The organism is Streptomyces sp. NPDC054794, from assembly GCF_053611585.1.
In genome coordinates this window covers 15,077-29,967 of sequence record NZ_JBSHAQ010000037.1, presented here as the reverse complement: position 1 = coordinate 29,967, position 14,891 = coordinate 15,077, and the positions used below count along the sequence as shown (strand labels likewise).

The 14,891-nt window shown below is 71.4% G+C and carries 10 protein-coding genes, 2 tRNA genes and 1 riboswitch; of the genes, 6 read left to right on the top strand and 6 right to left on the bottom strand.

Annotated elements, in window-relative coordinates; genetic code table 11:
- Nucleotides 1-19 precede the first annotated feature (19 nt).
- From ACWGKT_RS32110 to ACWGKT_RS32100, 3 genes are all read left to right on the top strand, one after another.
- Nucleotides 20-1,972: a DEAD/DEAH box helicase gene (locus ACWGKT_RS32110; protein ID WP_453276436.1), complete on the top strand. Its 1,953-nt coding sequence runs from the start codon at nucleotides 20-22 to the stop codon at nucleotides 1,970-1,972.
- 230 nt (nucleotides 1,973-2,202) lie between these two features.
- Nucleotides 2,203-4,353, top strand: a complete 2,151-nt coding sequence (locus tag ACWGKT_RS32105) for an FG-GAP repeat domain-containing protein (protein ID WP_453276435.1) — start codon at nucleotides 2,203-2,205, stop codon at nucleotides 4,351-4,353.
- Between the two features lie 136 nt (nucleotides 4,354-4,489).
- Nucleotides 4,490-4,562 (top strand) — tRNA-Lys (locus tag ACWGKT_RS32100).
- Nucleotides 4,563-4,727: 165 nt separating this feature from the next.
- Here the strand turns inward: ACWGKT_RS32100 and ACWGKT_RS32095 are convergent.
- Together ACWGKT_RS32095 and ACWGKT_RS32090 are read right to left on the bottom strand one after the other, a co-directional pair.
- Nucleotides 4,728-5,354: a GTP cyclohydrolase II gene (locus ACWGKT_RS32095; protein ID WP_356156415.1), complete on the bottom strand. Its 627-nt coding sequence runs from the start codon at nucleotides 5,352-5,354 to the stop codon at nucleotides 4,728-4,730.
- Nucleotides 5,355-5,491: 137 nt separating this feature from the next.
- The gene (locus tag ACWGKT_RS32090; protein WP_356156412.1) at nucleotides 5,492-6,013 is read right to left on the bottom strand and encodes a MarR family winged helix-turn-helix transcriptional regulator; all 522 of its coding nucleotides are present in this window, start codon (nucleotides 6,011-6,013) and stop codon (nucleotides 5,492-5,494) included.
- Between the two features lie 76 nt (nucleotides 6,014-6,089).
- On the opposite strand from ACWGKT_RS32090, the gene ACWGKT_RS32085 reads away from it, so the two are divergent.
- The 3 genes from ACWGKT_RS32085 to ACWGKT_RS32075 all read left to right on the top strand — a co-directional run bounded on the left by ACWGKT_RS32085 (nucleotide 6,090) and on the right by ACWGKT_RS32075 (nucleotide 8,887).
- Entirely contained in the window at nucleotides 6,090-7,226 is a 1,137-nt protein-coding gene (locus ACWGKT_RS32085) for a dihydrofolate reductase family protein (protein WP_453276434.1), read from the top strand.
- Between the two features lie 47 nt (nucleotides 7,227-7,273).
- Nucleotides 7,274-7,347: transfer RNA gene (locus ACWGKT_RS32080), tRNA-Met, on the top strand.
- 332 nt (nucleotides 7,348-7,679) lie between these two features.
- A riboswitch (cyclic di-AMP (ydaO/yuaA leader) is annotated at nucleotides 7,680-7,837 on the top strand.
- A 9-nt stretch (nucleotides 7,838-7,846) separates the two neighbouring features.
- Entirely contained in the window at nucleotides 7,847-8,887 is a 1,041-nt protein-coding gene (locus ACWGKT_RS32075) for a M23 family metallopeptidase (RefSeq protein WP_453276433.1), read from the top strand.
- 290 nt (nucleotides 8,888-9,177) lie between these two features.
- Here the strand turns inward: ACWGKT_RS32075 and ACWGKT_RS32070 are convergent, their stop codons facing one another.
- The 4 genes from ACWGKT_RS32070 to ACWGKT_RS32055 all read right to left on the bottom strand — a co-directional run bounded on the left by ACWGKT_RS32070 (nucleotide 9,178) and on the right by ACWGKT_RS32055 (nucleotide 14,227).
- Nucleotides 9,178-10,494, bottom strand: coding sequence for a PrsW family intramembrane metalloprotease (locus tag ACWGKT_RS32070; RefSeq protein WP_453276432.1), 1,317 nt, complete (start codon nucleotides 10,492-10,494; stop codon nucleotides 9,178-9,180).
- A 26-nt stretch (nucleotides 10,495-10,520) separates the two neighbouring features.
- Complete coding sequence (gene trmB / locus ACWGKT_RS32065; protein ID WP_453276431.1) at nucleotides 10,521-11,339, bottom strand: tRNA (guanosine(46)-N7)-methyltransferase TrmB; 819 nt, start codon at nucleotides 11,337-11,339, stop codon at nucleotides 10,521-10,523.
- A 69-nt stretch (nucleotides 11,340-11,408) separates the two neighbouring features.
- Nucleotides 11,409-12,626 carry an L-2-hydroxyglutarate oxidase gene (gene lhgO / locus ACWGKT_RS32060; protein WP_453276430.1) on the bottom strand — a complete coding sequence of 406 codons (1,218 nt, stop codon included), beginning with the start codon at nucleotides 12,624-12,626 and terminating at the stop codon, nucleotides 11,409-11,411.
- Between the two features lie 179 nt (nucleotides 12,627-12,805).
- Nucleotides 12,806-14,227 (bottom strand): MFS transporter, encoded by a 1,422-nt coding sequence (locus ACWGKT_RS32055; RefSeq protein WP_453276429.1) that lies wholly within the window; start codon nucleotides 14,225-14,227, stop codon nucleotides 12,806-12,808.
- Between the last annotated feature and the right edge of the window lie 664 nt (nucleotides 14,228-14,891).

Genomic DNA, 14,891 nt, shown 5'->3' with positions numbered 1-14,891 from the left:
CGGAAGGTTTCGCATTCGCATGTCCATTTCCAGTACTGATCACGCCGTCGTGCCCGAGGCCGTCGAGGCCCCCGAGGCCCTCGTCGCCGAGGAGACCGTCGACAGCGGCGTCGAGGAGACCCCCGAGGTCACCTTCGCCGACCTCGGTCTCCCCGAGGGCGTCGTGCGCAAGCTCGCGCAGAACGGCGTGACGGTCCCCTTCCCGATCCAGGCCGCGACCATCCCGGACGCCCTGGTCGGCAAGGACATCCTCGGCCGTGGCCGCACCGGCTCCGGCAAGACCCTCTCCTTCGGTCTGCCGACCCTGGCCACGCTGGCCGGCGGCCGCACCGAGAAGAAGCGCCCCCGCGCCGTCATCCTCACGCCGACGCGTGAGCTGGCCATGCAGGTGGCGGACGCCCTGCAGCCGTACGGCGACGTCGTCGGCCTGAAGATGAAGGTCGTCTGCGGCGGCACGTCGATGGGCAACCAGATCTACGCCCTGGAGCGCGGCGTCGACATCCTCGTCGCCACCCCGGGCCGGCTGCGCGACATCATCAACCGCGGCGCCTGCTCCCTGGAGGACGTGCAGATCACCGTTCTCGACGAGGCCGACCAGATGTCCGACCTGGGCTTCCTGCCCGAGGTCACCGAGCTGCTCGACCAGGTCCCGGCGGGCGGCCAGCGGATGCTGTTCTCCGCGACGATGGAGAACGAAATCCAGACCCTCGTCGACCGTTACCTCAACGCCCCCGTCTCGCACGAGGTGGACGCGGCGCAGGGCGCGGTGACGACCATGTCGCACCACATCCTCATCGTGAAGCCCAAGGACAAGGCGCCGGTCACCGCGGCCATCGCCTCCCGCAAGGGCCGCACCATCATCTTCGTCCGCACCCAGCTGGGCGCCGACCGTGTCGCCGAGCAGCTGCGCGACGCGGGCGTGAAGGCGGACGCGCTGCACGGCGGCATGACCCAGGGCGCGCGCACCCGCACGCTGGCGGACTTCAAGGACGGTTACGTCAACGTCCTCGTCGCCACCGACGTCGCCGCCCGCGGTATCCACGTCGACGGCATCGACCTGGTCCTGAACGTGGACCCGGCCGGCGACCACAAGGACTACCTGCACCGCGCGGGCCGCACCGCGCGGGCCGGCCGCACCGGCACGGTCGTCTCGCTGTCCCTGCCGCACCAGCGCCGTCAGATCTTCCGTCTGATGGAGGACGCGGGCGTCGACGCCGCGCGCCACATCATCCAGGGCGGTGCCGCCTTCGAGCCGGAGGTCGCCGAGATCACCGGCGCCCGGTCCATGACCGAGGTCCAGGCCGAGTCCGCGGGCAACGCCGCGCAGCAGGCCGAGCGCGAGGTCGCGCAGCTCACCAAGCAGCTGGAGCGTGCGCAGCGGCGCGCGTCCGAGCTGCGCGAGGAGGCCGACCGGCTGGTCGCCCGGGTCGCCCGCGAGCGGGGCGAGGACCCGGAGGCGGCGGTGGCCCAGGCGCAGGAGCAGGCCGAGGCCGAGGTCCAGGCGGCGGTCGAGGTCTCCGTCCCGGAGCAGCCGGCCGCGCGGGACTTCGACCGTGGCGCCCGCGAGGAGCGTCCGGCGTCCACGTCGTCGTACGAGCGCCGCGAGCGTCGTGACGACCGTGGTGGCCGTTCCTTCGAGCGTCGTGACGACCGCGGTGGCTTCAACCGTGACCGCGACAACCGCGACAACCGTGAGCGTGGCGGGTTCGGCCGCGACCGTGGGTTCGAGCGTCGTGACGACCGTGGTGGCCGTTCCTTCGAGCGCCGTGACGACCGCGGGGGCTTCCGCCGGGACGAGCGTGGCGGCCACCGTGGCAGCGACCGCCCGTTCAACCGGGACCGTCGCGACGACCGCCCGGGCTTCCGCTCCGCCGGCCACGACCGCCCCTTCGGCCGTCGTGACGACCACCGGGGCGGCACCGGCTCCTTCGGCCGCCGCGACGACAAGCCGCGCTGGAAGCGCAACGGCTGACGCCGGGAGCACCGGCTGACGCCGAGACCACCGGCGCGCGCCGAGTGACCTGACCGACAAGGGCCCGTACGACTTCGTTCGTGCGGGCCCTTGCGTTGTTTCCGTCGCGCACTTTTTGCCTACCGATGCCGCTGACGTGGTTGCTACGATCCACTTGCTTGGCATGGACAGAGCGGGCGAGGGGGAATCGCCGCCGTCATGCCGTTCTTGCTTCCCTGGGGAGGGACCCTTTGACTCGGCGTGTACGCGCACGCTCTTTTGTGGTCCGGCGTGGCCGGATCGCCCTGACTCTCGCGAGCCTGGCCGCACTGGGCGCCGGCTCGCTGACCACCGCGGGCCCGGCGGCCGCGGACACCACCCCCACGCCGATCACGACCGACGGCGTGTGGGGCATCGACTACGCGGGCGGCTTTCTGACCAGCGTGGAGAACACCCCGAGCGGCTACCAGTGGGTGATCGGTCGGCAGATCTCCGCCGACGGCTCCACGGTGCTGGCCAAGACGACGCGTGGTTACGCCGACGTGTTCGCGGTCGGCAGCCACGTCCAGCGGGTGCCGTGCGACGCCGGCTCGCAGGGCTGCGTGCCGCTGCGCTCCTTCGGCAACACGTACACCGGCTACTTCATGGACGACGGCAGCGGCAAGCAGGTGGCACAGGTCCACCTGACCCAGGACTCGCTGAGCGGCACGGACGAGCCGACGGTCACCGGCGGCCGCTTCGTCGACGCCACCGGCCGCTACTACGTCTACCAGGCGTCCTCGACCGGCAAGCAGTACGTCGACGCGGTCCACCCCTACCGCACCGAGGACGTGCGGCTGACCCGGCGCATCACGGCCGCCTCCGTGTGGGGTGCGGCGCTGTGGACGCCGGGCTCGGGCAACGGGGTCGTGACCGCGTACGACCTGGAGTCGAAGAAGACGGTCGCGACCGTCTCCACCGGCGCTCCCTGCACGGTCAAGGAGCTGCAGGTCATCGGCCGCTGGATCTACTGGAACTGCGGCCCGACGGGCGCCGCGGGCGTGTACGACCGTTCGGCGAAGAAGAAGATCACGCTGCCCTCCGGCCCCGCCCTCGTCGGTGACGGCTACCTCGTCCGGCACGACCGGACAGCCGGCAAGCTGATGCTGAGCGACTACCACTCCGGTACGGCCGCCGCCCCGCGCGCGATCGCCGACCTGCCGGCCGGGAGGACCGCCGACCAGCGGCGGCTGACCTGGACGGTGGACAAGCTCGGCGGCGACATCGCGTACGTCGGCGAGGACAAGTCGATCCGGATCGTGCAGAGCGGGGTGCCCACGCAGTCCCTGGCGAAGATCGAGTCGGACGTGGCCGGGGACTCGGTGGACGTGAAGGGTAACAACGGGGTCAACTACTGGGACAGCATCTGGCAGTTGAACAAGCCGGCGCACTGGACCTTCACCGTGAAGGACGCGCTGGGGCACACCGAGCGCACCCTCACCGGCAGCGGCGCGCACGTCGAGGTGAACTGGGACCTGAAGACGGACTCCGGCGCCTTCCCCTACAACGGCCCCAAGACCTGGAGCCTGCAAGCCACGGCCGACGACGGTGGGGGCACGTACACCACGGGCGGCAAACTGGCCTACAACGGCGGCCGTCAGGGGTTCCACGACCAGGGGTACTCCAGCAACGGCGAGTTGGTCACGCTCAACTCCTCGGGCGCTCTGAGCCTGCACTACACCAAGGGCGACGGCACCTTCGGCTCCACGTACTCCGGCTCCGGCTGGCCCGCCGGTACGGTGGCCGTCCCCTTCGGCGACATGGACAAGGACCGGTGCGCCGAAATGCTGGTCCGCATGCCGAACGGCGAGTTGCGGCGCTACGCGGGCCGGTGCGGCTGGGAATACACCCCCTCGAACAGCCACACCTCCCTCGGCACCGGCTGGAACGCGTACAACGTGCTCACCGCCCCCGGCGACCTGACCGGTGACGGCCGTACCGACCTGCTGGCGCGCAAGGCTTCGACCGGTGACGTCTATCTGTTCGCCAACGACGGCGCCGGGAAGCTGAAGGCGGGCGTCAAGATCCGGGCGTGGTCGGCGTACAAGCGGATCGTCGGCGCCGGCGACCTGAACGGCGACGGCTTCGGCGACGTCCTGGCGCTGGACAGGTCGGGCACGCTGTGGCGCTACGACGGCACCGGGGCGGGCCGGCTGAAGGGGCGCGTGAAGGTCTTCTCCGGCTGGGGCGCGTCGTACAACGCGGTCGTCGGCGTCGGGGACATCACCGGTGACGGCAAGAACGACCTGGTCGCGCGGGACACCGCGGGCAACCTGTACCGCCAGACCGGCACCGGTAGGGGCTCGTTCGCGGCACGGGTGAAGATCGGGACGGGCTGGCAGAGCTACAAGGGCCTCTTCTAGTCAGCCCCGAACCGGCCGATCCCTGACGGTTCCTGCGCCGTTCCGGCCACTTCGCCACCCCCGACGCGGCCGCGTCCCCGATACCCGATCGGAGACGCGGCCGCGTCCGGCTATGCTCGGGGAGGCAACATCGCCTGGGCCCTTAGCTCAATTGGCAGAGCAGTGGACTTTTAATCCATTGGTTGTGGGTTCGAGTCCCACAGGGCCTACGGCTGCGGGGGAGGGTTCACCCCCTCTGACCTGCCACGCGGCGCTCGGGTCGGCTTCGGTCGGCTCGGGCGCCGTCTCATCGAGACACCGGGAAGCCGCCGGTTTCGAGACGTCAGGACCGCCGGCGCGCACCGCGACGTCGATTCCGGGCAACGCCTTCGGCGTCAGCCCGCGCTGAGCTCCGCCAGCGGCAGCGTGTGCTGGGTCTGCAGCACCTTCGCGCGCAGGTAGCGGACGTTGTGGGCGGTGGTGAACACGCCCGTCGGGACGCGGTCGCGGACCTCGATGCCCAGGTCGCGCAGTTGCTCGGCCTTGTCGGGGTTGTTGGAGAGCAGGTCGAGCTCGCCGATGCCCAGGGCGCGCAGCATCTGGGCGGCGGCCGTGTAGTCGCGGGCGTCCTCCGGCAGGCCGAGGGCGGCGTTGGCCTCGTACGTGTCGAGACCCTGGTCCTGGAGGGCGTACGCGTCGAGCTTGTTGTAGAGGCCGATGCCGCGTCCCTCCTGTCGCAGGTACAGCAGAACGCCGCCGCGGTCGGCGATGCGCTCGACGGCCTCGCGCAGCTGCGGGCCGCAGTCGCAGCGGGCGGAGCCGAAGACGTCTCCGGTCAGGCACTCGGAGTGCAGGCGGACCAGCGGGACCGGGCCGGGGTCGCCGAGGACGACGGCCAGGTGCTCCTGGCCGTCCGTCAGGCCGTGGAAGGTGACGAGTTCGGCGTCGACGGCGTAGCCGTCCTGGAAGCGCAGCGGTACCCGGACACGGGCGCGCGGCGTGGCGGCGGGGAAGTCGGACATGCGGGTTCTCCGGGTTCCGTGACCTTGTGCTGCTTCAGGGACACCTGCTTCGGGGCCTGTTTCAGATTTGAAGCAGATCCTCGGTTGTGGACCCTACCCCATGCTTTAAAGTTGAAGCAACAGCTTTGTGGTGGGACTCATGAACAGGGCGACGACGGTGCCGAGCGCCGCAGCCACGGCACATCGCCGGCCGGTCCGCCCGGATCCTCGCCCTGGAGCCCTTGCGCGACCCCCGTGAAGATCTCCTCCAGCTGCTCCACCTGTCGCGGGGTGAGCCGGTCGAACAGGAGGGCGCGGACCGTGTCGACATGCCCGGGCGCCGTGCGCTCCAGTACGGCCATCCCCTCGTCGGTCAGGGCGGCGACGCTGCCCCGCTTGTCCGAGGGGCAGCCCTCCCGCCGCACCAGCCCGTCCTTCTCCAGGCGTGCCACCGCGTACGTCAGCCGGCTGCGGGTGATCTTCGACCGCTCCGCGAGCTCGGTCATCCGCAGCCGGCGCTCCGGGCTCTCGGAGAGGTTGGCCAGGATGGAGTAATACAGGTGGGGCATGCCGGCGTCCTGCTGGAGCTGCCGGTCGATCGCGTCCTCCAGGAGGTGCGTCGCGGCGATGTACGCGCGCCAGGCGCGCTGCTCCTCGGGGGTGAGCCAGCGGGTCGTCATACCGCCAGTGTAAGTTTGTTTCAAACTTGAACCAAGCCCATGTTTCTCACCGACCTTCACCAGGGAGAGCGCGCCGATGCCGTACCCGTACGTCCTGCTGTCCGCCGCCGTCTCCCTCGACGGCCATCTGGACGACACCGGCCCCGAGCGGCTCCTCCTGTCCGGACCGGCCGACTTCGACCGCGTCGACGAGGTGCGGGCCTCGGTCGACGCCATCCTGATCGGCGCCGGCACGATCCGCGCGGACAACCCGCGCCTGCTGGTGTACTCGCCCGAGCGGCGGGCCGCCCGCGTCGCGGCCGGACGGCCGGAGTACCCCCTCAAGGTCACGGTCAGCGGCTCCGGCGACCTGGACCCGGACGCGAAGTTCTGGCACACCGGCGGCGACAAGGTCCTCTACACGACCGAGAAGGGCGCGGAGCGGGCCCGGGGGCTCGGTCTCGCGGCCGACGTCGTCCCGCTGGGCCCCGACCTGGACTGGCCGGCCCTGCTCACGCACCTGTACGAGGAGCGCGGCGTCCGGCGCCTGATGGTCGAGGGCGGCGGCACCGTCCACACCCAGTTGCTCCAGCAGGGCCTCGCCGACGAACTCCAGCTGGTCCTCGCGCCGTTGTTCGTCGGGGATCCGCGGGCACCCCGGCTGTTCGGACCCGGGAGCTACCAGGGCGGCCGGCTGCGGCTCGTGGAGACGCGCCGGATCGAGGACGTCGTCCTGATGCGCTACGAGCCGACCGCCCCCGGAACCGGGCTGTCGGTCACCGCGGCCGACCGGCACTGGATGCGGATCGCGTGCGAGCTGGCGGCGCTGTGCCCGCCCTCGGGGACGGCGTTCAGCGTGGGCGCGGTCGTGGTGGCCGCCGACGGGACGGAGCTGGCGCGCGGGTACTCGCGCGAGGGCGACGATCCCGTCGTGCACGCCGAGGAGGCGGCGCTGGCGAAGATCGATCCCGCCGACCCGAGGCTGCCCGCCGCCACCGTCTACAGCAGCCTGGAGCCCTGTGCGCGGCGCGCCTCGCGGCCCGCGCCCTGCGCCCGGCTGATCCTGCGCGCCGGGGTGCGGCGGGTGGTCACGGCCTGGCGGGAGCCGGACACCTTCGTGGCGGGCGCCGACGGGAGCGGGCTGCTCGCGGCCGAGGGCGTCGACGTCGTCGTACTGCCGGAATTCGAGGCCCGTGCCAAGGAGCCGAACCGTCATCTACTGACCGGTGAATAAACCCTGGTGCTGGGCGTCCCGCGCATGGCGTATGCTGGTGTCACCGACGCGGGGTGGAGCAGCTCGGTAGCTCGCTGGGCTCATAACCCAGAGGTCGCAGGTTCAAATCCTGTCCCCGCTACTGAAGGCTCAGGGCCGGAATCCAGTTCATGGATTCCGGCCCTGAGTGCTTCCGGCCCGGGTGTCCCCTCCCGGGCGCCTACCGGCCCGTTGTCACGAACAGTGATCGGACGGAAGCCCTCCGCATAACGACTGACGCACCGTCAGATGAGGCCGGCCTTCCGGGTGCGTACGGGGGTGCGGTCAAGTCGCCCGATTTTCACCGCTCATGGAGGGTTAAGTCCCGCCTGAAATTCGTTAACGATCAAGAAGAAGAGCTTGGAATCTGGCCACTGGGTCTATTAACGTTCGATAACGCAGCGCGGTCGTCCCAGCCGTCACAAGAGTCGGCTCCGTGCGCACGCGCCGAATCCCGCGAGGGAACCGGGGAACCACCACCTTGGGGTGAATCGCGCCAATGCCGCCGTGTAACCACGGCCGGTATACGCGCGTAGGAGACCTTCCTGCTCCGAACCCGTCAGCTAACCCGGTAGGCGGAGGAAGGAAAGGAGTACGCCCGAGTGGCGTCCAACCGGCCTGCCCCCACAGCCCCCTTCGTGCCGAGCCAGCGCACCGAGACCTTCGGCTACGACAGCTACCGCACCGACGAGGGCCCCTGGGAGGAGTGGAACCCCACCGAGGAGTCCCTCCCCCCGGTACGCGGCCGGCACCGGGTCTCCAAGCAGCGCGGCGGCGGACTCGCCCGCAGCTCCACGGTTCTGGGCGTCGGCGTCATAGCCGCCGTCGGCGCGGGCGGCATGGCCAGCGCCAACACCGGCAAGCCGCCGGTGTCCATCTCCATGCCCGACCTCCCCTCCGTCGGCTCCCTGCTCGGCGAGGACGGCTCCTCCACCCCGGCGCCCCAGGGCTCCGCGACCGCGCTCAGCAGCGTCGGCGTGACCTCCGCCGACACCGCCCAGGGCACGCACGACGCCGGTGAGGCGCTGCGCAACCGGATCATGGCCCAGGCCGAGAGGCAGCAGGGCCAGGTCGACACCAAGGCCGCTGCCGCCGCCGTGGCCGCCGCCGACAAGCAGGCCGCCGCCGCGGCCGCCAAGGCCGAGCAGGCCGCCGCCGCCAAGGCCGCTGCCGCCAAGGAGAAGGCGGAGGCCGAGGCCAAGCGGAAGGCCGAGGCCGAGCGGCTGGCCGCGCTGGCCAAGCAGTACACGCTGCCGACCTCCTCGTACACGATCACCTCGACCTTCGGTCAGGCCGGCGCCATGTGGTCCTCCGGCTACCACACCGGCCTCGACTTCGCCGCCCCCACGGGCACGCTGATCAAGGCCATCCACAGCGGCACGATCACCGAGGCGGGCTGGGCCGGCTCCTACGGCTACCGGACGATCCTCACCCTCGACGACGGCACCGAGCTGTGGTTCTGCCACCAGTCCTCGATCAACGTCTCCGCCGGCCAGAAGGTCAGCACCGGCGACGTCATCGGCCGCGTCGGCGCCACCGGCAACGTCACCGGACCGCACCTCCACCTGGAGGTCCACCCCGGCGGCCAGGCCACCGGCATCGACCCGATGACGTGGCTGCGCGGCAAGGGCCTCACCCCCTGACCCTTCCCCCGGGTCGCTGACGGGTCCCCGGCTCCTTCCCCCTCCGGTCTTTCCCCCTCCGGTCCCCGGCGGTCCTGACGACAACCCCCCGACGTCAGGACTGCCGGTCGGTGTTTGCGGGATCTTTGCGGTCGGATCCCTCGTCTCGCGGAATCGGCCGGCCCGGATCGCTCGTTGATCCACGACATGACGTCCCTGCACAAGCTCGGCTCCTGGGGACCGCCTGACGGAGGCCTCGGCCTGACGGTGCTTTTGCCCGACTGCGGCTCCGGCCTGACGGCGGCCGGCGGTCAGGTCCGATACGGGTTGTACGCGGGATAGGGCGCAGCCGGTCGGCCGTACGTGTGGCCGTACCCGTACGGCACCGGCACCCCGTACACCGGCCGCGGCGGCGCGGCCGTCCGCGCCGCGTACTCCATGGCCGGTCGCGCGATCTGCCGCCGGTTCCACAGCTCGGTCAGCAACTCCCGCTCCCGTACGACGTAGTCGGCCCCCGCCCGCCCGCGGCGCCCCCGGTGCCGCAGGAAGGCCAGCGACGTCGCGTAGGCCTCGTACTGCGCCACGGCCCGCGCCCCCGGCTTGCCGAGGTGGTGCCCGGCGTACTCCCGGGCCATCCGCCGCGTCCGCATCGAACCGAGCACGAACGGCTCGGAGAGCCCCAGCCAGCCGGCGAGCACATACGCCGGCAACTCCTCCCGCACGGTCCGCAGCTCCCGCTGCCGCGTCCAGATCGCCAGCCAGGTCAGCACCCCGAACGCGGGCACCATGAACGCCCCGTACACGGCGAAGAAGCCGTACGGGCCGAAGGTCGAGGAGCCGTTCCAGAGCGCGTGCATGCTCATCGCGAGCAGCAGCCCGCCCAGCGGCACCAGGACGCGCCGCGCACGCTGCCGGTCGGCGGAGAGCGCGGCGATGCCGAAGCCGAGGCCGGTCATGACGGTGAAGAGGGGGTGCGCGAACGGCGACATGATCACGCGCACGAAGAAGGTGGCGGCGGTGACGGAGGCGATGCCGCGGCCGCCGTTGAGCTGGTCGGCCCCGAAGGCCGTGCCGAGATAGAGGATGTTCTCGGTGAAGGCGAACCCGGTGGCGGTCACCCCGGCTATCACCACGCCGTCGACGATCCCGGTGAAGTCCCGCCTGCGGAACAGGAACACCAGGAGCACGGCAGCCGCCTTGGCCGACTCCTCGACGATGGGCGCTATGACGGTGGCGCCCAGGGTGTCGGCGCTGCTCGGATCCGCGGTGGCCGTGGCTATCCACTTGGTGGCGAAGCTGTTGGCCACGATGGCTATCAGCGCCGCCGCGCAGGCGCCCCAGGCGAACGCGAACAGCAGGTTCCGCCAGGGTCCCGGCTCCACCTGGTCCAGCCAGCGGAAGGCGGCCACGAGCAGCGGCACGGGCAGCACGGCGAGCCCGATCCCGACCAGGAACCCCTCGGTGCCGGTCTGTTCGCGCACGAGCGCGAGGATGACGAGCCCGGAGACCGCGAGCAGCGTGATGATCGCCGTGTACCGCACCCCTTTGCGCTGCCACCAGCGCGGGTGTCGGAGCGGACTCTCGAAGGAGCCTGCGGTCGGCGTCGGGTACGGCGGGAAGGTGGCCACGGCATCGACCCTAACGAGGACTCCGGTTACTGCTGCTCCCGGTGCTGTACGCGACGAAAGAGCAGATCATTCACCACATGTCCTTTGTCCAGTCCCTGACCCTCGAAACGGGTCAGCGGCCGGAAGCCGGGACGGGGCGCGAAACCGCCTTCGGGACAGGTGTTCTCGAAGTCCGGGTGCGCCGTCAGCACTTCCAGCATCTGCTCGGCGTACGGCTCCCAGTCGGTCGCGCAGTGCACGATCGCACCCGGCTTGAGTCGGGTGGCGGCCAGGCTGAGGAACTCCGGCTGGATGAGCCGCCGCTTGTGGTGCCGCTTCTTGGGCCACGGGTCGGGGAAGTAGACGCGCAGCCCGTCGAGCGAGTCGGGGCGCAGCATCTCCCGCAGCAGGATGATCGCGTCCCCGTTGCCCACGCGGACATTGGACAGCCCGTGGTGATCGGCGAGGTTGAGCAGGTTCCCCTGCCCCGGGGTGTGCACGTCGACGGCGAGGATGTTGGTGCCGAGGTCCCCGGCGGCCATCGCGGCGGTCGCCTCGCCCATCCCGAAGCCGATCTCCAGCACGACGGGACCGTCGTTGCCGAACAGGTCGCCGAGATCGATCACCTGCTGACCGTCGATGTCCAGCCCCCACTTGGGCCACAACCGCTGCAGGGCGTCCGCCTGCCCGGCCGTCACCCGGCTGCGCCGCGGCTGGAAGCTCCGGATCCGTCGCTCGAAGTGCGAGCCGGCCGGATCGGCCTTGGGGCCGTCGGGAAAGCGCGGCTCGCCCTTGGCCCGGGTGCGCCGGACGGAGATGCCGGGGACGTGCCGGGGGGTGTCGGGGGTGTTCAGCGAGTCAGCCACAATGAGTCGATTTTACGGGGTGGGGCGCGCCGGACACCGACGCGGAGCGGTCCTCTTCCGTCGCACGCCTCACACCGACGACAGGACCGCCAGCGCTCTGCGGGCCACCTCCCTGCCGATCGGCAGCGAAGCCGTGGCCGCCGGCGACGGCGCGTTCAGCACGTGCACGGCCCGTGCCCCCTCCCGGATCAGGAAGTCGTCGACGAGCGTCCCGTCCCGCAGCACCGCCTGCGCCCGCACACCGGAGGCGGCCGGCACCAGGTCCTCCTCGCGCACCGCGGGCAACAGCCGGCGCACCGCCTCCGTGAAGGCTCCCCGTGACACGGAACGCCGCAGCTCACCGGCGCCGTACCGCCAGTGCCGCCCCGCCATCCGCCAGGCCCCCGGCCATACCACGGTCCCGGCCAGCTCCCGGGGCCGTACGACGCCCCAGCCGTACCCCTCCCGTGCCAGCGCGGGCACGGCATTGGGTCCGATGTGCACGCCCCCGTCGATCCCGCGGGTCAGATGCACCCCGAGGAACGGGAACGCCGGATCCGGCACCGGATACACCAGCCCCCGCACCAGATCGGGCCGGGCCAGCTCGTAGTACTCCCCGCGGAACGGCACGATCCGCATTCCGGGCTCGTCCCCGGTGAGCCGGGCCACCTCGTCGCAGTACAGCCCGGCGCAGTTCACCAGCACCCGCCCGCGCACGACGTCCCCGGCCGCCGTCAGCACGGCCACGCCGCGTTCCGGCCGCCGGTCCACCCGGACGACCTGCGACCCGTAGCGGATCTCCGCGCCCGACGCCTGGGCCAGCTGCCGGGCGACCGCCACGAAGTCGCACACGCCCGTCGTCCCGACGTGTATGGCGGCGAGGCCGCGCACCTCCGGCTCGTACTCGCCGATCTGGGCGACCCCGAGCTCCCGCACCGGGATCCCGTTCTCCCGGCCGCGCTGCACGAGCGCGTGCAGGCGCGGCAGCTCGTCCCGCTCGGTGGCGACGATCAGCTTGCCGGTGACGGCGTGCGCGATGCCGTACTCGGCGCAGAACTTCACCATCTCGGCGGCGCCCCGCACCCCGTATCGCGCCTTCAGCGAGCCCGGCCGGTAATAGATCCCGCTGTGGATGACGCCGCTGTTGCGACCCGTCTGGTGCCGGGCGGGGCCCGGCTCCTTCTCCAGCACGGTCACCCGCGTGCCCGGCGCGGCACGCGTGATCGCATACGCCGTCGACAGACCGACGATCCCGCCACCGATCACCAGCACGTCACAGTCGTACGCACCCTCTCGCACCTGCACCACCTCCCGGCATCGATAGTGCACTGCGCCACTGACAACGTCTTCAAACCCGGCGGGAGGGGCCGGCGCAGCCGTGGCCCCGAGGGGCGCGGGGAACTGCGCGACAAGCCGCAGATCACCCGCGGCCCCAGGACCACAGTGACCCGGCAGACGCCAAGGACCCGGCACCCCGAGCGGAGCGCTTACGCGGGAGCCAGCAGCGGACGTGCCCGCTCCCGCAACTCCACCACACGAGGTTCGTCGCCGTACGGCTCCAGCCGGTGCAGCAGGTCCTTCACGTACTCGGTGGTGCGCGCCGACGATATGCGCCCGGCGACCTCCACGGCCCGTACGCCCTGCTCGCAGGCCGCGTCCAGGTTGCCCGACTCCAGTTCGGCGACCGCCGAGACGACCAGACGCAGCCCGTGCGAGCGCACGAACTCCTCCGTCGGCTTCGACAGCGCCTGCTCGGTGAAGCGGCGGACCTGGCGCGGTGCCTTCAGGTCGCGGTAGCACTCCGCGGCGTCGGCGGCGAACCGGTCGTAGGAGTAGAAGCCGAGCCAGGACGGGTCGTTGTCCCCCTCCCGGGCCCGCTCCAGCCAGCCCTCGGCGGCCTTCAGGGCCGCGCCGGCCGCCTGTGCGTCACTGGCGCGTGCGTGCGCGCGTGCCTCGACCAGGCGGAAGAAGCTCATCGTGCGGGCGGTCGCCAGCCCCCGGTTGCGCTCCACCGCGGCCTGCGCGAGGTCGACGCCCTCGTCGCCGAAGCCCCGGTAGGTCGCCTGCAGGGACATGGACGCCAGGACGTAGCCCCCGAGGGGGACGTCGGCGGCCGCACGCGCGAGGCGCAGCGCCTGGATGTAGTACCGCTGCGCCGCCTCCTGCTGGCCGGTGTCGAAGGCCATCCAGCCTGCGAGCCGGGTCAGTTCGGCGGACGCCCCGAACAGGGCGCGGCCGACCTCGTCGGAGTACGAGCCGAGCAGCAGCGGTGCCGCCTCCACCCGCAGGCACTCCGGCACCATCGACGAACGCCAGTCGCCGCCTCCGTATTTGGAGTCCCAGCGCCTGGCGTCCTCCGCGGCCTCCCGCAGCTTCTGCACATCGCTGTGGCCGACTTTGATCGGTGCCCCGGAGCCCTCGGAAGGGTTCGCGTCCCGTGCCACCGAGGTGTCGGCGGGGGTTATCAGCCACCGTGAGGCGGGCGTTGCGTATGCGCTCACCGCGAACGATCCGGCGAGCGACTGCCAGATGCCGCCGGAGCCGGCCCGGCGTCCGGCGAGGTCGAGACGGTACAACTCCGTCGCCGACCGCACCGCCTGTCCGACGTCCCTGGGGAAGGCGAGACCCACTTCCGGCGCGGGATCCGCGTCCGCCAGGCCGATCTCGTGGAGCGGCACCGGGCGGCCGAGCTTCTGTCCTATCGCGGCGGCGATGAGGTGCGGCGCGGCGCCCTGCGGCACCATGCCCTTCGACACCCAGCGCGCCACCGACGTCTTGTCGTAGCGAAGTGTCAACCCGCGTTGAGCGCCAAGATCGTTGACGCGGCGCGCGAGTCCTGCGTTGCTGATTCCCGCGAGGGCGAGAACGGCGCCGAGCTTTTCGTTCGGCCCGCGTTGCTCCCTGGACATGCGCCACCCCTCGACACAGACGGCTGCCGCGCTGGCATAACCACGCGGCATTCGTAAACCCAGCGTAGTTCGCCGGATCCCAAGCGTTAAGGGGCATTGTTCCGGTTGGCGGGATTGTGGTCCGTGCCGGACGTCCCGCCCTGTACGCACCGTGCACGGCACCCCGTGGCGTGCCCCCGTTGTGTGGCCGTGCGCCCGTCCGTGCGCTCTTCTCCGGCCACCGGGGGAGCGGTTCCATGGCTCTTGCGTGGGTCGGCCCGCTGTACTGGATCCAGCGGGCTGGGGGACACCGCCACCTTCATCCCCGCGGGTGGCGGACCGGTCCGGGAGGCGATGCCCGCCTCCCGGACTGTGCGCTGTCCGCGCGGTGCGCGGACCCTGTACGGAGCGTGTGCAAACCTGTTCCCGCGTCGCCGATTTGGCTGAAAACCGACCCCCCTTCTCGCGGGCGATTACCGCTCCTACCACGGGAGTTGAGGGCGCTAAGGGCGTTTTTGGGGAGCGTTTCGGGGGCGCATTCGAGTCGCAGTTCCCTTGCGTCGTACGAGGGTTCGCTTCCGTGCGTGCGGGCGTGCGTCGGCGCGTTCCCTGCATCGAAGGCGGCGCCGCCGCCCCTCCGGGGCGCGTTCTTCATGGCAGCATGGTGAACCGTTCGTACCGTGCA